This window comes from Kitasatospora sp. MAP12-44, assembly GCF_029892095.1.
GTDB lineage: Bacteria > Actinomycetota > Actinomycetes > Streptomycetales > Streptomycetaceae > Kitasatospora.
Genome location: NZ_JARZAE010000004.1, coordinates 7,913,281 through 7,934,812 on the forward strand (window position 1 = coordinate 7,913,281; position 21,532 = coordinate 7,934,812).

The 21,532-nt window shown below is 72.8% G+C and carries 6 protein-coding genes (1 of these 6 cut by a window edge); 2 read left to right on the top strand and 4 right to left on the bottom strand.

What is annotated here, in order from left to right; all coding sequences use genetic code 11:
- Both P3T34_RS35680 and P3T34_RS35685 read left to right on the top strand, forming a co-directional pair.
- Positions 1–7,608, top strand: partial view of a type I polyketide synthase gene (locus P3T34_RS35680; RefSeq protein ID WP_280670366.1) — the end only. It extends 18,999 nt beyond the left edge of the window; the window shows 7,608 of its 26,607 coding nt (coding positions 19,000–26,607); its start codon lies beyond the left edge, outside the window; its stop codon occupies positions 7,606–7,608.
- Positions 7,532–11,989 carry a type I polyketide synthase gene (locus P3T34_RS35685; protein ID WP_280672589.1) on the top strand — a complete coding sequence of 1,486 codons (4,458 nt, stop codon included), beginning with the start codon at positions 7,532–7,534 and terminating at the stop codon, positions 11,987–11,989. Before P3T34_RS35680 ends, P3T34_RS35685 begins: the two co-directional genes overlap by 77 nt.
- A gap of 86 nt (positions 11,990–12,075) precedes the next feature.
- On the opposite strand, the gene P3T34_RS35690 is transcribed toward P3T34_RS35685, so the two are convergent.
- The 4 genes from P3T34_RS35690 to pabB form a co-directional block, all read right to left on the bottom strand.
- A complete protein-coding gene (locus P3T34_RS35690; RefSeq protein ID WP_280670368.1) occupies positions 12,076–12,921 on the bottom strand; it encodes an ABC transporter permease in 846 nt (281 codons plus the stop codon).
- Positions 12,918–13,916, bottom strand: coding sequence for an ATP-binding cassette domain-containing protein (locus P3T34_RS35695; RefSeq protein ID WP_280670371.1), 999 nt, complete (start codon positions 13,914–13,916; stop codon positions 12,918–12,920). The genes P3T34_RS35690 and P3T34_RS35695 overlap by 4 nt, the downstream gene beginning before the upstream one ends.
- Before the next feature lie 114 nt (positions 13,917–14,030).
- A complete protein-coding gene (locus tag P3T34_RS35700; protein WP_280670373.1) occupies positions 14,031–19,328 on the bottom strand; it encodes a type I polyketide synthase in 5,298 nt (1,765 codons plus the stop codon).
- 66 nt (positions 19,329–19,394) lie between these two features.
- Positions 19,395–21,521 (bottom strand): aminodeoxychorismate synthase component I, encoded by a 2,127-nt coding sequence (pabB, locus tag P3T34_RS35705; protein WP_280670375.1) that lies wholly within the window; start codon positions 21,519–21,521, stop codon positions 19,395–19,397.
- Between the last annotated feature and the right edge of the window lie 11 nt (positions 21,522–21,532).

The window sequence follows — 21,532 nt, forward strand, 5'->3', positions numbered from 1 at the left end:
GGGGTACGTGTGGTGACGCACCGGGTGTTGGGGGTGTTGCAGGCCTGGTTGGCTGATGAGCGGTTTGCGGCTTCGCGGTTGGTGGTGCTGACGCGGGGTGCGGTGGCGGTGGTCGAGGGTGCGGGTGTGGATGTGGTGCAGGCTCCGGTGTGGGGCCTGGTGCGGTCCGCGCAGGCGGAGAACCCGGGCCGCTTCCTGCTGCTGGACACCGACGCCGACACCGACGACGTCTTGATGGCTGTGGGGTTGGGTGAGCCGGAGTGTGCGGTGCGCGCCGGTGAGGTGTGGGTGCCGCGTCTGGTGCGTCTGGCGCCGGGCACCTCGGAGGTCGTGTTCGACGCCGAGGGTGTGGTGTTGGTGACGGGTGGTACGGGTGGTCTGGGCGCGGTGGTGGCCCGTCATCTGGTCTCCGCCTGCGGGGTGCGGCAGTTGGTGCTGACCAGCCGTCGTGGCCTGGAGGCTCCTGGCGCACGGGAGTTGGCGGCGGAGCTGTCCGATCTGGGTGCGGGCGTCGAGGTGTTGGCGTGTGATGTGTCGGACCGTGACGCGCTGTCTGGTCTGGTCGACGGGATCGTCGCCAGCCGCTCGCTGACCGGTGTCGTGCACGCGGCCGGGGTGGGTGACAATGCGCTGGTGGGTGCGCTGACGCCGGAGCGTATCGATGCGGTGTTGGCGCCGAAGGCTGATGCGGCCTGGTACTTGCACGAGTTGACGCGGGGGATGGACCTGGCGGCGTTCGTGCTGTTCTCCTCCGCCGGCGGTCTCGTTCTGACGGCGGGCCAGGGCAACTACGCGGCGGCGAACGTCTTCCTGGACGGTCTGGCGGCGCAGCGTCGTGCCGAGAGCCTGGTCGCGACCTCGATGGCCTTCGGCCTCTGGGAGGTCGGGGCCGGACTCGGCGAGCTGCTGCGCGACGTCGACCGGAAGCGGATGGCAGGTCAGGGCGTCCCGGCGCTGACCCACCAGGCGGGCCTGGCGCTGTTCGCGGCCGGTCTCCGCTCCGATCGCGCCAACCTGGTGCCGATCCGGGTGGACGCGGCCGCCCTGCGGGCCCGGACCGACGAGGTCCCCGCCCTGCTGCGCGGCCTGGCGCCGGTGGTGCGGCGCGCGGCGACGGCTTCCGTCGCCCCGGCCGGCACGCTGGGCGAACGGTTGGCCGACCTGCCTGCCGCCGAACGGGACCGGGCCGTACTCCAGTTGGTGCGTGCGCAGGTCGCCGCAGTGCTGGGGCACGCCTCGGCCGAGGCGATCGAGCCGGACCGGGCGTTCCAGGAGCTCGGCTTCGACTCCCTGGCCGCCACCGAACTGCGCAACCAGCTGAACATCCTCACCGGCCTGCGCCTGCCGGCCACCCTGGCCTTCGATTACCCCAACGCCCGCACCGTGGCCGACCACCTCACTCAGGAGCTGTGGTCGACGACAGCGGGCGGCGGTGGCGAGGACGCGATCCGGCAGGCTCTGCAGTCGATCCCGACCAGCCGCCTGCGCGACGCGGGGCTGATGGACAGCCTCCTCGAACTGGCGGAGGTCCGTACGGTCTCCTCGGCTCCGGACGACGACGGTGGCGACGAGGGCGACGGCGACGCGCTGCGCGCGGCGCGCGACGACGCCGACCGGCTGCGCGCGCACAACCGCAAGCTCGTCGCGACCCAGCACGAGCCGATCGCCATCGTCGGGATGTCCTGCCGCTACCCGGGCGGTGTGACGACCCCGGAGGAGCTGTGGCAGCTGGTGATGTCCGGCGGCGACGCGATCTCGGCGCTTCCGAACGATCGCGGCTGGGACCTGTCGTCCCTGCGCGATCCGAACGCCGACGGCCCGGACGCGTACTACACCCGCGAGGGCGGATTCCTGTACGACGCAGCGGAGTTCGACCCGGACTTCTTCGGGATCTCCCCGCGCGACGCGGTGGCGATGGATCCGCAGCAGCGCCTGACGCTCGAACTTTCCTGGGAGGCGTTGGAGCGGGCGGGCATCGACCCGACCTCGCTACGCGGCACCCGAACCGGCGTGTTCGCCGGTGTGATGTACCACGACTACCCCGGCAGTGACGGGAACGGCAGCGTGGTCCCCGGCCGGGTGTCCTACAAGCTCGGGCTCGAAGGACCGGCCGTGGCGGTGGACACCGCCTGCTCGTCCTCGCTGGTCGCGCTGCACCTCGCCGTCCAGGCCCTGCGCCAGGGCGACTGCTCGCTCGCGCTGACCGGCGGCGTCACCGTGATGGCGACGCCCGGTGTGTTCGTCGAGTTCGGCCGCCAGGGCGCGCTCGCAACGGACGGGCGCTGCAAGGCGTTCGCCTCGGCCGCCGACGGCACCGGGTTTGCCGAGGGCGCGGGCTTCCTCGTCGTCGAGCGGCTGTCGGACGCCGTCCGCAACGGCCACCCGGTGCTCGCGGTGATCCGCGGCTCGGCCGTCAACCAGGACGGTGCCAGCAACGGCCTGACCGCCCCCAACGGACCCTCGCAGCGCCGCGTGATCAAGCAGGCGCTCGCCAACGCCCGACTCGCCGCCGACCAGATCGACGCGGTCGAGGCGCACGGCACGGGGACGACGCTGGGCGACCCGATCGAGGCGCAGGCGCTGCTCGCGACCTACGGCCGGAACCGGCCGGGGGACCGGCCCCTCCTCCTCGGGTCGATCAAGTCCAACATCGGTCACACGCAGGCTGCTTCGGGTGTCGCGGGGGTGATCAAGATGGTCATGGCGATGCGCAACGACCTGCTCCCGGCGACGCTCCACGTCGACGAGCCGAGCAACCAGGTCGACTGGTCGGCGGGCGCGGTCGAGTTGCTGACCGAGGCCCGGGAGTGGGGCGCGAGCGACCGGCCGCGGCGCGCGGGCGTGTCGTCCTTCGGGATCAGCGGCACCAACGCGCACGTCCTGGTGGAGGAGGCGCCCGCAGTGGCGCCGGTGTCGGTGTCGCTGCCGGGGTCGCCGTCGGTATCGCTGCCGCCGGCCGAGCCGGCGAGCGGCCTGACCCCGGTCCTGCCATGGCTGGTCTCCGGCGCGACGCCGCAGGCCCTGCGGGCCCAGGCAGAGCGCCTGCTCGCACGGGTCGAGCGCGAGGACACCCTCCGCCCGCTCGACGTCGCCTACTCGCTGACTACGACCAGGGCTGCCCTGGAGCACCGCGCGGCGGTCGTTGCCGCCGACCGTGACGAACTCCTGGCCGGACTGGCCGCGTTGGCCCGTGGCGATCAGCCTACGGGGACGGGCGGCGGCGGACTGCTGGCCTGCCTGTTCTCGGGGCAGGGGTCGCAGCGGCTCGGCATGGGCCGTGAACTGTACGGCCGTTTCCCGGTGTTCGCGCAGGCCTTCGACGCGGTGTGCGCGGGCTTCGACGCGTCGGTCCGCGATGTCGTGTGGGGTGCGGACGCAGAGCTGCTGAACCGGACGGACTTCGCCCAGGCGGGGTTGTTCGCGGTGGAGGTGGCGCTGTACCGGTTGCTGGAATCCTTCGGTGTGCGGCCGGACTTCGTGGCGGGTCACTCGATCGGCGAGGTCGCTGCGGCGCACGTCGCGGGGGTGTTCTCGCTGGCGGACGCGTGTGCCCTGGTGGCGGCGCGCGGTCGGCTGATGCAGGCGCTGCCGGCCGGTGGCGCGATGGTGGCGGTGCAGGCGACGGAGGACGAAGTCCTGCCACTGCTCAGCGAGTTCGTCTCGATCGCTGCCGTCAACGGCCCGTCCTCGTTGGTGCTCTCCGGGGCCGAGGACGCCGTGGAGGCCGTCCTGGCCCGCTTCGCGGACCGTAAGACGAGCCGCCTGCGGGTGTCGCACGCGTTCCACTCGCCGCTGATGGACCCGATGTTGGACGAGTTCCGTGCGGTGCTGGAGGGTCTGGCGTTCAATGCGCCGTCGCTGCCCGTGGTGTCGAACCTGACGGGTGAGGTGGCGACTGGCGAGCAGCTGCGCTCGCCGCAGTACTGGGTGGACCACGTCCGCCATGCCGTCCGCTTCGCTGACGGCATCCGGACCCTGCACGCGCTCGGCACGACCCGCTTCCTGGAACTCGGCCCGGACGGCGTGCTCTCCGCGCTGGCTGAGGAGTCAGCGGACGAGGACGCAGTGCTGGTCCCGGTGCTCCGCAAGGGCCGGAGTGAGGAATCGGCGGCTGTGGACGCGCTGGCACGGCTGCACGTGCACGGCGTGAAGGTCGACTGGGCCGAGTTCTACGCAGGAACGGGCGCCCGCCGGATCGAGCTGCCGACGTACGCGTTCCAGCATCAGCGGTACTGGTCGACGGCCATGGCGTTTGCCGGAACGGCCGAGTCCGTCGGCATGAAGTCCGCCGAACACCCGTTCCTCACGGGCTCGGTGGAGCTGGCCGGCTCCGACGGGCTGCTGTTCACGGGTCGTCTGTCGGTGGAGTCGCATGCGTGGCTGGCGGATCACGTGGTGCTGGGTTCGGTGCTGGTGCCGGGGACAGCGCTGGTCGAGCTGGCCCTCAGGGCAGGCGACGAGGTCGGGTGTGACCTGGTGGAGGAGTTGACGCTTGCCGCGCCGCTGGTGCTGCCGGCTGCGGGTGGTGTGCGGGTGCAGGTGTGGGTTGGTGAGCTGGACGGTTCGGGTCGTCGGGCGGTGACTGTCCACTCGTGTGTCGACGGTGCGTCCGAGCAGGTGTGGACGCTGAATGCAAGTGGTGTGCTGGGGTCCGCCGGTGCGGCGTCGAACGACTTCGACGCGTCGGTGTGGCCGCCGGTTGGTGCGGAGCCGGTGTCGGTGGAGGGTGCGTACGAGCGGTTCTCCGATGGTGGGTTCGTGTATGGGCCGGTGTTCCAGGGGTTGCGGGCGGTGTGGCGGCTCGGGGAGGAGGTGTTCGCGGAGATTGTGCTGCCGGAGGGTGTGGAGGGTGGTGCGTTCGGTCTGCATCCGGCGCTCTTCGATGCGGCTCTGCATGCCGCGCTGTTCCTGGGTGGTGAGGGTGAGGGCGGGGTGCCGTTCTCCTGGACGGGGGTGTCGTTGCACGCGGCGGGTGCCTCGGCGGTGCGGGTGCGGCTGAGCCGCTCGCCCGGCGGCACGCTCTCGCTGGCCTTCGCCGACACGGCGGGTGCGCCGGTGGCGTCCGTCGAGTCGCTGCTGGTCCGCCCGGTGCGGGCCGAGCAGCTGACCGGTGCGGGTGCGGTGGCACGTGATGCGCTCTTCCGGTTGGACTGGACGCCGGTCGCTGTGCCTGAGGCGGTCTCCTACCTGGAGGTCGAGGACCTCTCCACCCTGGTGGATGTTCCGCCGGTGGTGGTGGTCCGGGTCTGTGGTTCCGGTGCTCTCATCGAGTCGGTGCACGCGTTGACGGCGCGGGTGCTGGGTCTGGTGCAGGAGTGGGTGGCGGGGGAGCGGTTCGCGGGGTCGCGTCTGGTGTTCGTGACGCGTGGTGCGGTGTCGGGTGCGGATCTGGCCGGGGCTGCGGTGTGGGGTCTGGTGCGCTCGGCGCAGTCGGAGAACCCGGGCCGTTTCGGCCTGGTGGATGTGGACGGTGATGCGGACGACGCCTCCGGGGTGTTGGGGTCGCAGGAGCCGCAGTTGTGGGTGCGTGGCGGCGAGGTCCTGGCGGCGCGCCTGGCGCGGGTGCCGGCGTCGGATGCTGCCGCAGCGGCCTGGGACGGCGAGGGTACCGTGCTGGTCACCGGCGGCACGGGTGGTCTGGGCCGGGTTGTCGCGCGTCACCTGGTCACTGAGCACGGTGTCCGCAGTCTCCTGCTGGTCAGCCGTCGCGGCCCTGCGGCGGAGGGTGTGGCCGAGCTGGTGGCCGAGCTGGCTGCCCTCGGCGCCGACGCGGTCGTCGAGGCGTGTGACGTGGCGGACCCGGACGCCGTCACGGCTCTGGTGTCCCGTCACCCGGTGCGCGCGGTAGTGCACACCGCGGGCGTTCTGGACGACGGTGTGGTGTCGGCGTTGACGCCCGAGCGGCTGGCGGGCGTGCTGCGCCCGAAGGTGGACGCGGCGTGGAATCTGCATGAGGCAACGCGAGATCTCGCGCTGTCGGCCTTCGTCGTCTTCTCCTCGGTCGCGGGGACCTTCGGAAGCGCGGGCCAGGCCAACTACGCCGCCGCCAACGCCTTCCTGGACGCCCTCGCCCGCCACCGCCAGGCGCGCGGCCTGCCGGGCGTCTCGCTCGCCTGGGGTCCCTGGGCCGGCACCGGCGGCGGTATGACCGGCGAGCTGACCGAGGCCGACGTTGAGCGCATGACCCGGGCGGGAGTCCCGCCGCTCGCCCCCGAGCAGGGGCTCGCGCTCTTCGACACGGCCGTGGCCGGCGCCGAGCCGAGCGTCCTGCCGGTCCGCCTGGACCTGGCGACCCTGCGCGCCCAGGGTGAGGTGCCCCCGCTGCTGCGCGGACTGATCCGTACGCCGGTCCGCCGAGCCGCCGCGACTGGTGCGGGGGCCGATCTCGCCCAGCGCCTGTCCGGCCTGGGCACGATCGAGCAGCGCGAGGTGCTGCTCGACCTGGTGCGCGGCCAGATCGCTCTGGTCCTCGGCCACGCGGGGTCGGAGACGGTGGATCCGACGCGGGCGTTCCAGGATCTCGGCTTCGACTCGCTGACGGCGGTCGAGCTGCGCAACCGGCTGGGCACGGTGACGGGCCTGCGGCTGCCGGCGACGGTGGTCTTCGACTACCCGAGTGCGGACATGCTGGTGGGCTACCTGCTGGACGAACTGCTCGGCACCCAGCCCGAACCGGCCGTCCCCGTCCGCTCGTTGGCGCCTCTCGCCGACGACCCGGTGGTGATCGTCGGGATGGCCTGCCGCTACCCCGGTGGCGTCGAGTCGCCGGAGGACCTGTGGCGACTGGTCTCGGACGGCGTGGACGCGATCTCCGGCTTCCCGACCGACCGCGGTTGGGACGTGGAGGCGCTCTTCAACCCCGACCCGGAGCACCTGGGCACCTCCTACACCCGTTCGGGCGGATTCCTGCGCGAGGCAGGGCAGTTCGACCCGGCGTTCTTCGGGATGAGCCCGCGCGAGGCGCTGGCGACCGATGCCCAGCAGCGGTTGCTGCTGGAGACGACCTGGGAGGCCGTCGAGCGGGCCGGGATCGACCCGGTGTCGCTGCGGGGCAGCCAGACCGGCGTCTTCGCCGGCGTCATGTACAACGACTACGCCAACCTGCTCGGCGGACCGGAGTTCGAGGGTCACCAGGGCGCGGGCAGCGCGGGCAGCGTGGCCTCGGGTCGAGTGTCGTACACGCTGGGCCTTGAGGGCCCCGCGGTGACCGTGGACACCGCCTGCTCGTCGTCGCTGGTCGCTATGCACCTGGCGGCGCAGGCTCTGCGCACGGGCGAGTGCTCGCTCGCGGTGGCCGGTGGTGTGACGGTGATGTCCACGCCGAGCACGTTCGTCGAGTTCTCCCGTCAGCGCGGTCTCTCTCCGGACGGCCGCTGCAAGGCCTTCGCGCGAGGCGGCAGACGGTGTGGGCTGGGGCGAGGGCATCGGAATGGTGGTGCTGGAGCGTCTGTCGGACGCGCGGCGCAACGGGCACCGCGTGCTCGCCGTGCTGCGCGGCAGCGCGGTCAACCAGGACGGCGCCTCCAACGGCCTGACGGCCCCGAACGGTCCGTCCCAGCAGCGGGTGATCCGCCAGGCGTTGGCGGCTGCCGGTCTGTCGACGGCTGACGTCGATGCGGTGGAGGCACACGGGACGGGGACGACGCTGGGCGACCCGATCGAGGCGCAGGCGCTGCTCGCAACTTACGGGCAGGATCGTGAACGTCCGCTTCTCCTGGGCTCGTTGAAGTCCAACATCGGCCACACTCAGGCGGCAGCCGGTGTGGCGGGTGTGATCAAGATGGTGATGGCGATGCGCCACGGCGTGCTGCCGCGCACGTTGCACGTGGACGCGCCGTCCTCGCACGTGGACTGGTCAGCCGGTGCGGTCGAGCTGCTGACCGAGCGGACGGACTGGCCGCAGGGCATGGGTCCGCGCCGCGCGGGTGTGTCGTCCTTCGGCATCAGTGGGACGAACGCTCATGTCGTCCTTGAGCAGGCCGAGTTCGAGCCCGCTGTCGAGGCGGCGTCGGTCGAGGCGGGTGTGGTGCCGTGGGTGCTGTCGGGTCGCACGGAGTCTGCAGTGCGCGCTCAGGCCGCGCGCCTGCTCGCGCACGCCGGGGACCTCGAACCAGCTGACGTGGGCCGCTCGTTGGTCACCTCGCGCCCGCTCTTCGCGCACCGCGCGGTGGTCGTCGCAGCAGACCGCGCCGAGGCCCTGCTCGCGCTGTCGGCGCTCGCCGCCGGCGAACCGGTCGCCGGGGTGGTCGAAGGGTTGGCGCGTGGCGGAAAGTCCGCGTTCCTGTTCTCCGGCCAGGGCTCGCAGCGACTCGGGATGGGCCGTGAACTCCACAGCCGTTTCCCGGTGTTCGCGCAGGCCTTCGACGCTGTGTGCGCGGGCTTTGACGCACCCGTTCGCGACGTCGTGTGGGGCGAGGACGCGGAGCTGCTGAACCGGACCGACTTCGCCCAGGCGGGGCTCTTCGCCGTCGAGGTGGCGCTCTTCCGCCTCGTCCAGTCCTTCGGCATCCGGCCGGACTTCGTGGCCGGCCACTCGATCGGCGAGATCGCTGCCGCGCACGTCGCGGGGGTGCTCTCGCTGGTAGACGCCTGCGCGCTGGTCGCAGCCCGTGGTCGCCTGATGCAGGCGCTGCCCGCCGGTGGCGCGATGGTCGCGCTACAGGCCACGGAGGACGAAGTCCTGCCGCTGCTCACCGAGTTCGTCTCCCTCGCCGCCGTCAACGGCCCGTCCTCCGTGGTGCTCTCCGGCACCGAGGACGCCGTTGACGCTGTCCTGGCCCGCTTCGCGGACCGCAAGACGAACCGCCTGCGCGTCTCGCACGCCTTCCACTCCCCGCTGATGGACCCGATGCTGGAGGACTTCCGCCAGGTCGTCGCCAGCCTCGCGTTCAACGCGCCCACCCTGCCCGTCGTCTCGAACCTGACCGGCGAACTCGCCACGCCCAAGCAGCTCTGCTCCCCGCAGTACTGGGTGGACCACGTCCGCCACGCCGTCCGCTTCGCCGACGGCATCCGCACTCTCACCACCCAAGGAGTCACCCGCTTCCTGGAGTTTGGCCCCGACGGCGTCCTCTCCGCGCTGGCCCAGCAGTCGACCACCGACGACGCCCTGCTCGTCCCGCTGCTGCGCAGGAAGAGGGCCGAGGAGGCCACCGCTGTCCACGCGATGGCTGCCCTCCACGTACACGGTGCGAAGGTCGACTGGGCGGCCCTCTTCGCCGGAACCGGCGCCCGCCAGGTCGAGTTGCCGACCTACGCGTTCCAGCACCAGCGCTTCTGGCCGGCCGGCTCGGCGGTTCGCGCGGGCGACATCCGCTTTGCGGGCCTCGAATCGGCCGAACACCCGTTGCTCACAGGCTCGGTGGAGCTGGCCGGCTCCGACGGGCTGTTGCTGACCGGTCGCCTGTCGTTGCAGTCGCATGCGTGGCTGGCGGACCACCGGGTGATGGGTTCGGTGCTGGTGCCGGGGACGGCGCTGGTCGAACTCGCGATCCGGGCCGGCAACGAGGTCGGCTGCGACCTGGTGGAGGAGCTGACGCTCGCCGCGCCGCTGGTCCTGGCGGAGCAGGGCAGCATTCAGCTGCAGGTGGGTGTCGGCGCGGCCGACGAGTCCGGACGTCGCGCGATCAGCGTGCACTCCCGGCCCGCGCACAGCCCGCAGGTGGCCTGGACGCTGCATGCTAGTGGTGTGCTGGGGTCCGCCGGTGCGGCGCCGAACGACTTCGACGCGTCGGTGTGGCCGCCGGTTGGTGCGGAGTCGGTCTCCGTCGAGGGTGCGTACGAGCGGTTCTCCGATGGTGGGTTCGCGTATGGGCCGGTGTTCCAGGGGTTGCGGGCGGTGTGGCGGCTCGGGGAGGAGGTGTTCGCGGAGGTTGTGCTGCCGGAGGGTGTGGAGGGTGGTGCGTTCGGTCTGCATCCGGCGCTGTTCGACTCGGCTCTGCATGCCGCGCTGTTCCTTGGTGGTGAGGGTGAGGGCGGGGTGCCGTTCTCCTGGACGGGGGTGTCGCTGCAGGCGACGGGTGCCTCGGCGGTGCGGGTGCGGCTGAGCCGCTCGCCCGGCGGCACGCTGTCGCTGGCCTTCGCGGACACGGCGGGTGCGCCGGTGGCGTCCGTCGAGTCGCTGCTGGTCCGCCCGATCTCCGCCGAACAGCTGGGCGCGACCGACCCGCTCACCCGGGACTCGCTCTTCCAGCTGGACTGGACGCCGATCGCGGCTCCCGCCGCTGTCTCCTACCTGGAGGTCGACGACCTCTCTTCGCTGGTCGACGTGCCGCCGGTGGTCGTGGTCCGGGTCTGTGGTTCCGGTGCTCTCATCGAGTCGGTGCACGCGCTGACGGCGCGGGTGCTGGGCACACTCCAGGAGTGGGTGGCGGGGGAGCGGTTCGCCGCCTCGCGTCTGGTCTTCGTGACGCGTGGTGCGGTGTCGGGTGCGGATCTGGCCGGGGCCGCGGTGTGGGGTCTGGTGCGCTCGGCGCAGTCGGAGAACCCGGGCCGCTTCGCCCTGGTGGACCTGGACGACGCCGAGGACGACGCCACAGACGCCGCCAAGGCATTGGGTTCGGAAGAGCCGCAGCTGCTGCTGCGCGCCGGCGAGGTCCTGGCGGCGCGCCTGGCACGGGTGCCGGCGTCCGATGCTGCCGCACCGGCCTGGGACACCGCCGGCACGGTCCTGGTCACCGGCGGCACGGGTGGTCTGGGCCGTCTCGTCGCCCGTCACCTGGTGGTGGGGCACGGTGTCCGCAGTCTCCTGCTGGTCAGCCGTCGAGGCCCTGCGGCGGACGGTGTGGCGGAGCTGGTGGCCGAGCTGGCCGCCCTCGGCGCCGACGCGGTCGTCGAGGCCTGCGACGTGGCCGACCCGGACGCCGTCACGGCTCTGGTGTCCCGTCACCCGGTGCGCGCGGTGGTCCACACGGCCGGCGTTCTGGACGACGGCGTCGTCCCGGCTCTCACCCCCGACCGCCTGGCCGCCGTGCTGCGGCCCAAGGTGGACGCGGTGTGGAACCTGCACGAGGCCACCAAGGACCTCCCGCTCGACGCCTTCGTCCTCTTCTCCTCGGCAGCCGGCACGCTCGGGAACCCGGGCCAGGCCAACTACGCCGCCGCCAACGCCTTCCTGGACGCGCTCGCCCGCCACCGCCAGGCACAGGGCCTGCCGGGCGTCTCGCTCGCCTGGGGTCCCTGGACCAGCACCGGCGGTGGTATGACCGGCGAGCTGACCGAGGCCGAGGCGCAGCGGATGGCACGCTCGGGGATGCCGCCGCTCGCTCCCGAGCAGGGCCTGGCGCTCTTCGACACGGCCGTGGCCGGCGCCGAGCCGAGCGTCCTGCCGGTCCGCCTGGACCTGGCGACCCTGCGCGCCCAGGGCGAGGTTCCCCCGCTGCTGCGCGGACTGATCACCACGCCCGCCCGCCGCAGCGCGAGTGCAGGGGGCGCCGGTTCGACGCCCGACCTGGTACGCCGACTGTCCGCGCTGCCGCAGGCCGAGCGGCACGACGCGCTGCTCGAGGCGGTCTGCGGTCAGGTGGCCCTCGTGCTCGGGCACAGCAACGCGGCCGACGTGGCTCCCGAACTGGCCTTCAAGGACCTCGGGTTCGACTCGCTGACGGCGATCGAGCTGCGTAACCGCCTGGGTGCGCTGGTCGGGGTTCGACTGCCGGCCACGCTGGTCTTCGACTACCCGACGCCCGTCGAGCTGGTGGACCACCTGTTCACCCAGCTCGAGCTGGCGCCGCAGTCGCCGACCGGTCCGGCGGCGATCCTCGCCGAACTGGAGAAGCTGGAGCGGTCGTTCGCGGAGCTGGAGGTCAGCGAGGAGGCGTTCGAGCAGGTCGCCGGCCGACTGGACGTCCTCAAGGCCAAGTGGGGAGCCCTCCGGGACACCGGCACCAGCACCGCCACCGACCGCGACAGCAGTGACGCGTTCGACTTCGACTCCGCCTCCGACGACGAGGTCTTCGACCTCTTCGACAACGAGCTGGGCCTGTCGTAACGGCCTGAAGCACACCGCACAGCCCCTGGGGCCCGGCTTCTCACGAAGCCGGGCCCCAGGGGCTGTGTGCAGCAGGGGAGTTGGTGCTACATCGGCCGGCGGAAGCCGTACACCGCGAGGGTGGCGCCGATCGCGGCGATGAGGCCGCCGAACAGCAGGGCCGGCAGCACGTCGCCGGCGCCGGGGATGCCGAGTGCGAGGGCGCGGGTCGCGTTGATCGCGTAGGTCAGCGGGTTGACCCGGGCGACGGCGCCCAGCCAGCTCGGCAGGTCGGCGATCGGGATGTAGGCGCTGGAGGCGAACATCATCGGGAGCACCGCGATGATCGCGAGGTTCTGCATCGGCTCGGAGCGCCGCAGCCAGGCGCCCGCCGCGATGAACGCCCAGCCGAGCGACCAGCTGATGAAGAGCGTCAGGCCGACCGAGGCCGCCACCTGAGCCAGTCCGCCGTGCGGCGAGTAGCCGAGCACGGTGACAGCCAGCGCCAGGATGATGACGGCCTGGACGGCGCTGCGCACCAGGTTGGCGATGCTCCGGGCGATCAGCAGCGAGCTGGGCACGATCGGCAGGGAGCGCAGCCGGGCGACGATCCCGTTCTTCAGGTCCTCGACCAGGCCGACCCCGGACTGCACGGCGGACTGTACGGCGTTGTCGATCAGGACCGCCGGCAGCACGTAGTCCAGGTAGCTGATCCCGTGCGGGAAGTGCGGTGGCGGTCCCATCTTGCTGAACACCTGGGTCAGCATGAAGAGCACGATCACCGGTTGCAGCAGCCCGAACAGGACCACACCCGGGTCGGTCACCAGCGCGCGCAGCGACCGCCCGGTGAGCACCCGGATCTGATGGAACATCGAACTGCCGTTCCACTGCGGCGTGCTGGGGACCGCGGCCCGGGTCGCGGGAGCAGCGGCTTCGGTGGTGGTTGTGCTCATACGGCCGCTCCCAGGGCGAGGGACGAGGAGGTGAGCCGGGCGGGCTGCTCGGCCAGGGTGAGGTAGACGTCGTCCAGGCTGGGTTCGCCGAACGACAGCTCGGCGGCCTCGATCCCGACGTTGTCGAGCGCCCGGACCACGGCCGCGATGTCGCGCGAGGCCTCGATCGGGATGACGATCGCGCCGTCCTGGCGACCGGTCACCGGCTCCATGCCGCCCTGCCGCAGTGCGGCTACGGCGGCGGCCGGGTCGTCGGCGCCGTCCAGCGTGACGGTCACGGTGCGCTGGCCGACGCTGGCCTTCAGCTCGGCCGCGGTGCCGCTGGCGATCACCGCGCCGGAGGAGAGCACGGCGATCGAGTCCGCCAACCGGTCGGCCTCGTCGAGGTACTGGGTGGTGAGCAGGACGGTGGTCCCCTCGGCCACCAGGCCCTCCACGATCTCCCACAGGTTGATCCGGCTGGAGGGGTCGAGACCGGTGGTCGGCTCGTCCAGGAAGATCACCTCGGGGTGTCCGACCAGGCTGGCGGCCAGGTCGAGCCGCCGGCGCAGGCCGCCGGAGTACGTCTGCGCCCGACGGCCGGCGACGTCGCCGAGCGAGAACAGTTCCAGCAGCTCATCTGCCCGACTCCGGGCGGCCTTGCGGCCCGCGCCCAGCAGCCGGGCGAGCAGGACGAGGTTGTCCCGCCCGCTCAGCTGGCCGTCGACCGAGGCGAACTGGCCGGTGAGGCCAATGCGTTGACGGATCTCGCGGGGCTGGCGGGCCACGTCGAACCCGGCGACGGCGGCCCGGCCCGAGGTGGGCGGCAGGGCGGCGGTGAGGATGCCGACGAGCGTGGTCTTGCCCGCGCCGTTGTGACCGAGCAGAGCCAGTACGGTCCCTCGGTTCGCCGAGACGCTCACCGAGTCCAGTGCGCGCACGGTGCCGTACACCTTGCTCACCTCGTGGGCCTCGATCATGACCTCCGGTGGGGGAGGTGGGGTGAGCCTGGTCATGGATGACCTCCTGCTGTTGAGTGGTTCGGTGGATCGATTGGGGGGGGGAGACGGCGCGGGCCCGACGGCCCGAAGGCCGCCGGGCCCGCTCAACTCCTGGGTGTGGAAAGGCAGTCAGTCGTTGGCGGCGTCCATCAGACGGAAGAGGTCCTCGTCCGTGGCGGCGTCAAGGTCGACGCCGCCGTCCGCGACGGACGGGGCCGGGGCCCACTGCCGTGCGAGGTTCCTGAGCCGGCCGGCGGTGTCCGGGTCGGCGCCCTCGCCGGCCGCGAGCAGGAGTTCCAGCTCGTCCATCAGCTCGGCGGCGGATCGGGGGGTCGATGCCGAGGCCGAGCCCGATCCCGCGCTGTGCCGGGTGAGTTCCGCCCGGACGAGCCGGACGATGGCGGCGGGGGTCGGGTGGTCGAAGACCAGGGTGGCGGGCAGCCGCAGGCCGGTGGCCGCGATGATCCGGTTGCGGAGTTCGATGGCGTTCACCGAGTTGACGCCCAGGCCCGAGAACGGCTGGGTGGCGTCGGAGGAGCTCAACTCCCTTCCCCCGAGTGCTGCTTCGGTCTGGGTCAGCACCAGGCGCAGCAGCAGGGCCAGCTGCTCGTCCTCGCCGAGACCGGACAGCCTGCTCGCCAGGGACGGGGACGGCTGCTCCGACGACGGATCGTCCGCCACCGATGCACCGGCCGCTCGGAAGCCGGAGGCGAGCCAGTACGCCTGCCGCTGGAACGGATACGTGGGCAGCGGGACCGACCGGGCCCCGGGCAGCACCGCTCCCCATGCGACGGGCGCCCCGCGCAGGTGCAGCCGCCCGACCGCTGCCAGCACCGACCGCTCCTCGTCGCCCCCGCTGTTCAGCGCCGGTACCACGACCGGCCCGCCCGCTTCGACGGCGTCCGCCAGGCACTCGTCGAGCATCGGCGTGAGGGCAGCCAGCGGGCCCAACTCGACGAAAGTCTCGGCCCGTTCGCGCTGAAGCCGGCGCACGGCGTCCAGGAAGCGGACCGGCTCGCGCACCTGGCGCACCCAGTGGCCGGGGTCGCTCGCCTCCTGTTCGCTCACCTGGCGGCCGGTCAGGCCGGAGACCAGCGGGACGGTCGGTGCGCTGAGGGTCAACGTGCCGACCACCTCCCGGAATTCGGCCAGCATCGGGGTCATCAGCGGTGAGTGGAAGGCATGGCTGACGGTCAGCCGCTTGGTCCGGTGCCCGGCGGCGGTGAGCTGCTCGGTCAGCTCCGCGAGCGGCTGCTCCGCGCCCGACAGCACGACCGAGCGCGGGCCGTTGACCGCCGCGAGCGAGACGAACTCACCGAGCAGCGGTAGGACTTCCTCCTCGCTTGCCTGCACCGCCACCATCGCGCCACCCGCCGGCAGTGCCTGCATCAGCCGCCCGCGTGCTGCCACCAGCGCGCAGGCGTCCGGCAGCGCGAACACCCCCGCCACGTGCGCGGCGGCGATCTCGCCCACCGAGTGGCCGGCCAGCAGGCCGGGGGACACGCCCCAGGACGCGAAGAGCCGGAACAGTGCGACCTCGAAGGCGAACAGGGCGGGCTGCGCGTAGCCCGTGCCGTCCAGCAACTGCGCATCCGCCGTCCCGGGTTCGGCCCACATCACCGAGCGCAGCGGCCGCTCCAGCATCGGGTCCAGCATGGCGCAGATCTCGCTCAGCGCCGCCTCGAACACCGGGAAGGCACGGGCGAGTTCACGACCCATGCCGAGCCGCTGGCTGCCCTGCCCGGTGAAGACGAACGCCAGCGCCCCGCTTCCCGCCCCGCTCCCCGCCGCGCTCTCGTCCGCGCCGAGTGCCTCCAGTGCAGCTGCCAGCTCCTCCCGGCCCCGGCCGAGCACGACGGCGCCGTGGTCGTGCAGCGCCCGGGTGGTGGCCAGTGCGTGGGCGAGGTCGCGGGGGGACAGCTCCGGCCGCGCTGCCAGGTGCGCCGCGAGCCGACGGGCCTGCGCCCGTAGCGCGGGCCCGCCGCGCGCGGACAGCACCAGCGGGACGACGCCGTCCCCGTCCACCGAGTCCGAGACCGAGACTGAGGCCGAGGAGGCCTCCTCCAGGATCACGTGCGCATTGGTCCCGCTGATCCCGAACGAGGACACCCCCGCCCGTCGGGTCCGGCCATCCTCCCGGGGCCACGGCCGGGCCTGCGTCAGCAGTTCAACCGACCCGGCCGACCAGTCCACCCGCGAGGACGGCGCGTCCACGTGCAGCGTCCTCGGCAGCACGCCGTGCCGCATCGCGAGCACCGTCTTGATCACCCCGGCGACGCCGGCGGCGGCCTGGGTGTGGCCGATGTTGGACTTCACCGAGCCGAGCAGCAGCGGCCGGTGCTCGGAGCGCTCCTGCCCGTACGTTGCGAGCAGCGCCTGCGCCTCGATCGGGTCACCCAGCCGGGTGCCCGTGCCGTGCGCCTCCACCGCGTCCACGTCCGCGGGCGTCAGCCGCGCGTCCGCCAGCGCCCGGCGGATGACGCGGCGCTGCGCCGGGCCGTTGGGCGCGGTGAGGCCGTTCGAGGCGCCGTCCTGGTTGACGGCGCTGCCGCGCACCAGCGCGAGCACCCGGTGCCCGTTGCGCCGGGCGTCGCTCAGCCGTTCCAGGACGAGCAGGCCGACGCCCTCCGACCAGCCCGCGCCGTCGGCGGCGTCCGCGAAGGACTTGCACCGCCCGTCGGGGGCAAGCCCGCGCAGCCGGGAGAACTCCACGAAGGACGTCGGCGTCGCCATCACCGCGACCCCACCGGCCAGCGCGAGCGAGGACTCGCCCGAGCGCAGCGACTGGCAGGCCAGGTGCAGGGCGACGAGCGAGGAGGAGCAAGCGGTGTCCACCGTCAGCGCCGGGCCCTGAAGGCCGAAGGTGTACGAGATCCGCCCGGCCAGCGCGCTGCCGGCGGTGCCGATCGTCATCAGCCCCTCCAGCTCGTCCACGCCGGACAATGAGCCGGGCAATGCGCCGGGCAATGCGTTGGACGGCGCGTCGGTGGCGTAGTCGTGGTACATCGCGCCGGTGAAGACACCGGTGCGGGTGCCGTGCAGGCTCGTCGGGTCGATCTCGGCCTGCTCCAGCGCCTCCCAGGCCGTCTCGAGCAGCAGTCGCTGCTGCGGGTCGGTGGCCAGCGCCTCGCGCTGGGAGAGTCCGAAGAAGGCGGCGTCGAAGCAGGCCGCGTCGTGCAGGAAGCCGCCCTCGCGGGCGTAGGAGGTGCCGCGGTGCTCCGGGTCGTCATCGAAGAGGCGGTCCAACTCCCAGCCGCGGTCGGTCGGGAAGCCGCTGATCGCGTCGGTTTCCTCGGCGAGCAGCGTCCACAGCTCGTCGGGGGAGGTCACCCCGCCGGGCAGTCGGCAGGCCATCCCGACAATGGCCACCGGCTCGCCGACCGTACCTTCCCCGATCTCCTCGGCGTCCTCGTCCGTCCCGCCGCCGGTCAGCAGCCGGGCGACGGCGGACGGGCTGGGCGCGTCGAAGGCCAGGCTGACCGGTAGCGCCAGCCCGGTCGCCTCGACCAGCAGGTTGCGCAGCCGGATGCTCAGGATCGAGTCCAGGCCATGGCTGCGGAAGGTGGCGTCGGCGCGGATCGGCGCGGACCCGTCCGCCAGCACCGCGGCGACACAGGCCCGGACCAGGTCCAGCGCCTCGCCGAAGCCGCCCGACCACCCGCCGCCTGACCGCCCGCTGCCCGACCACCCGCCGCCCGCCCGCCCGCCGCCCGCCCGCCCGCCGACGGGGGCCACAGCGGGGACCGTGCCACTCGCCAACTGCGCCTCCAGCGCCCGCCGGTGGAGCTTGCCCGCCGGGGTGCGGGGGAGGTCGTCGACCGTCACCAGTTCCAGTGGGATCTTGTAGTCGGCCACCCCGCGCTCGCGCAGGAACTCGGTCACCCGGGTGAGGCCGATCGCCGCGTCCGCCCGGTCGGTGAGGACCAGGCAGGGGAGTTCGCCCAGCCGCTCGTCCGGCAGACCGACCACGGCGAGCGGGCCGATGCCGGGCAGGTCGGCCAGCAGGCCCTGGATCTCGGTGGCGTTGAACTTCCGTCCGCCGACGTTGATCAGCTCGGCCGAGCGCCCGTCGAAACGGACCCGGCTGTCCTCGTCCAGGCTCGCGAGGTCGCCGGTGCGCAGCCAGCCGTCCGCTGTCAGCGCCGAGCGGGTCAACTCCGGTTCTCCGTAGTAGCCGAGGAACATGCCCGGGCTGCGGTACTGCAGCTCGCCCGAGGCGCCCGCCGGGCACGGCGAGCCGTCCTCGTCGACGATCCGCACCCGCGCGCCACGGGTCGGCCGTCCGACGCTGCGGGCGGCCACCTCGGCCGGGTCGCCGGCCAACGTGCAGGTGCCGGTGCCGAGTTCGGACATCCCCCAGACCACCACCAGGGCGGTGTCCAGCGCCCGGCGGACCTGCGCGACCAGTGCGCCGGGGATCGCCGCTCCGGCGGTCCGCACCTCCACCGGACGGAACCCGGCGGGTTGCTGCTCCTCCGCCAACCTCCCGACGATGTCGTGCAGTTGGGCGGGTACGGCGAAGACGACGCTCGGCCCGGTGGCCCGCGCCAGCGCGAGGAAGCGGTCCGGGTCCCAGCCGCGCAGCAGCACCTGGCGGCAGGAGCGGAAGAGCGCGGAGTGGATCGATTGCAGGCCGAACAGGTGAGTCAGCGGGCAGGCGGTGAGAACTGCCTCGGTGAAGGCGTCGGTGGCCTGCGCCGTGACGGCCGCGGTGTTCGAGAGCAGGCCGTCGTGGCTGTGCAGGCAGATCTTCGGCCGCGCCGAAGTGGTCCCGGAGGAGGGGATCAGCACGAACGGCATCTGCGGCCGGACGTCGACCGGATGCGGCGAGCTGCCGAGCCAACGCGTGAGCAACTGCTCGACGCCGCCCTCCCCACGTTCATCCCCACGTTCCCCGGCGACCAGCACGGCCCGCAGCGACGGCAGTGCCTCGCGCAGCGCGCGCCCGTGGTCCGCCGCGTGTTCCGACTCGATCGGCAGCACGACCAGCACCGGGTCCACCCGCTCCAGCAGCGCACGCACGTCGGCGCTGCCATGGCCCTGGTGAACGGGCATCATGACAGCGCCGACGGCCGCGACGGCCAGGTGCAGACTCTGGAACTCCCAACAGTTCGGCAGCTGGACGGCGACCACCTCGCCGACCCCGACCCCCAGCGCCTGCAGACCGCGGGCCAGCGCGTCGACCTCCGCCTGCCACTGGCGCCAGGTGCGTGAGCGTTCCCCGTCGGTGAGGGCGACCGCGTCCGGCGCCGCGCTCACGGCGGCCGCGAAGACGCCCGGGAGCGTGAGCCCGTCGAGGCCTTCGACCCCCGCGCCGGGGCCTTCGACCTCCGAGCCGAGGCCTTCGACATCCGAGCCGGGGCCCTCGATCCCTGCCTCGGGGCCGTCGGCCGGATCGATCGCGTGGTCATCGCTGCGGACGGACACCATTACTCCCCGGAACTCACTGGGCGGCTTCCGCTCCATGCTCAGCCGCCGTCCGCCGGGAAAGCCCTAGAAGTGCGGGGTCCCGCTCGTGCCGGAGGCGACCCGCTGCCCCGGGATCTCGGCGTCCAGCAGGGTCAGCAGCGGCGTGGCCTTCACCACCGTCTCGTCGAACTCCTCCTGCGGGTCCGAGAGCGCGATGATCGCGCCGCCGACCCCGTAGCGCAGCCGGCCGCCGCTGAGCACCACCGTGCGGATCACGATGCTCAGATCGGCCGCCCCGGTCAGCGAGAAGTAGCCGATGGCGCCGGAGTAGATGCCCCGGGGACCGGCCTCCAGGCGGTCGATGATCTGCATGGTCCGGATCTTCGGGGCCCCGGTCATCGAACCGCCGGGGAAGGCGGACCGCACGCCCGCCACCGCGCTGGTGCCCGGGCGCAGCGTCGCGCGGACCGTGCTCACCAGCTGGTGCACGGTCGCGTACGTCTCCACCTGGAAGACCGGCCCGGCGGTGACCGAGCCGACCTCCGCGCACCGGCCGAGGTCGTTGCGGACCAGGTCGACGATCATCAGGTTCTCGGCGCGGTCCTTCTCACTGGACCTCAGGTCCGCGACCAGCAGCTCGTCCTCGTCCGGGGTGGCGCCGCGCGGGCGGGTCCCCTTGATCGGCTTGGACTCCATCGTCCCGTCCCGGTCGATCCGCAGGAACCGCTCGGGCGAGGTGCTCAGCACCGACAGCTCGCCGAAGTCGAGGAAGGCGGCGAACGGCGCGGGGCTGGCCCGGCGCAGGAAGCGGTAGGCCTGCCAGGGGTCGAGGTCGGCCTCGATCTCGACCATGTTGGTCAGGCAGACCTCGTAGGTCTCGCCGGCCCGGATCTCCTCCTGGCAGACGTCGATGAGCTTGAGGTACGCCTCCCGGTCGTGCCGCAGCCGGAGCTCCGACCCACCGGCATCGGGTGCCTCGCACGGCGGGGCCGCCCGGTCGACCAGGTCGGCGAGGCCTGCCGCGGCGCCGCGCAGCCAGTCGCGGGCCGGGTCCTCGTGCTCCTCCTCGGCCAGGGCCAGCAGGTGCGTCGTCCCGGTGAGATGGTCCAGCACGATCGCGCGGTCGGCGAAGACCATGACGGCGTCCGGGTCGGGCGAGCGGTGCACCCGGTCGCCGTCGCACTCGGCCTTCAGCTCGTAGCCGAGCGCGCCGACCCAGCCGAGCGCGAAGTCGAAGGGCAGCTCGGGCGCCCGGACCTGGACCTCGCGCAGATCGCGGTCCAGCCACTCCAGGAACTCGCCCTGGACGATCCGGGTGCCGTCCGCGCCGGCGACGGTCACCGAGCCGCGGAAGACGTCGGCGGTGGCGACGCGGGCCAGCGGTCCGGAGGCGTTGCCCATGATCGACAGCCGGCCCAGCTCGCCGTCCGCCCGGCTGCTGTCCAGCCAGAACGGGTGGTCGCCGGCCCGGAACAGCCGGTCGAAGACCACCTCCGGGTCCCAGCGGGTGGGCAGTTGCTCGGCCAGCACCCGCAGCCGCCGCGCGGCGGGCTCCCGAACGGCCTCCTGAACGGGCTCCCGAACGGCCTCCCGAACAACTGGTGGCACAACCGCCGTTTCGACCCGGCGCCAATGATGACGCTCCGTCAGATCACGGAAGTTCGCGAGCAGTTGGTGACCGCCCTCGGTGCCGATCGACTCGGGGTGGAACTGCACGCCCCAGAGCGGCAGTCGGCGGTGGCGCAGCGCCATCACCACGCCGTCCGAGGCCCAGGCGATCGGTTCCAGCTCGGGCGGCAGGTCGGTGACGGCCAGCGAGTGGTAGCGGACCACCTCCAGCGGGTCGGGCAGCGCGTGGAAGAGCCCGGTGCCGTCGTGGCGCACCAACGAGGCGCGCCCGTGCCGGGGTTCGGGCGCGCGCCCGACCGTGGCGCCGTGGGCGAGTGCGATGCCCTGGTGGCCCAGGCAGACGCCGAGCACGGGCAACCGGCCCTCCCGGGCGATCCCGGCGCAGAGGCCGAAGTCCTCGGGGCGGTGCGGGGTGCCGGGGCCGGGGGAGAGGACGACGTTGTCGAAGGCGTCCAGCAGCTCCGGGCGCCAGGTCGGGTCGTCGTTGCGGATCACCTCCGGCTCGCGCCCGTTGACCGCGGCGAGGTAGTGGAAGAGGTTGTAGGTGAAGGAGTCGTAGTTGTCGACGAGTAGTGTGCGCATGGCAGAGCCCC

Excerpts from the sequence above, each read along its gene's own strand:
- P3T34_RS35690 (WP_280670368.1), bottom strand. The coding sequence starts at position 12,921 with ATGAGCACAACCACCACCGAAGCCGCTGCTCCCGCGACCCGGGCCGCG.
- P3T34_RS35695 (WP_280670371.1), bottom strand. The coding sequence starts at position 13,916 with ATGACCAGGCTCACCCCACCTCCCCCACCGGAGGTCATGATCGAGGCC.
- pabB (WP_280670375.1), bottom strand. The coding sequence starts at position 21,521 with ATGCGCACACTACTCGTCGACAACTACGACTCCTTCACCTACAACCTC.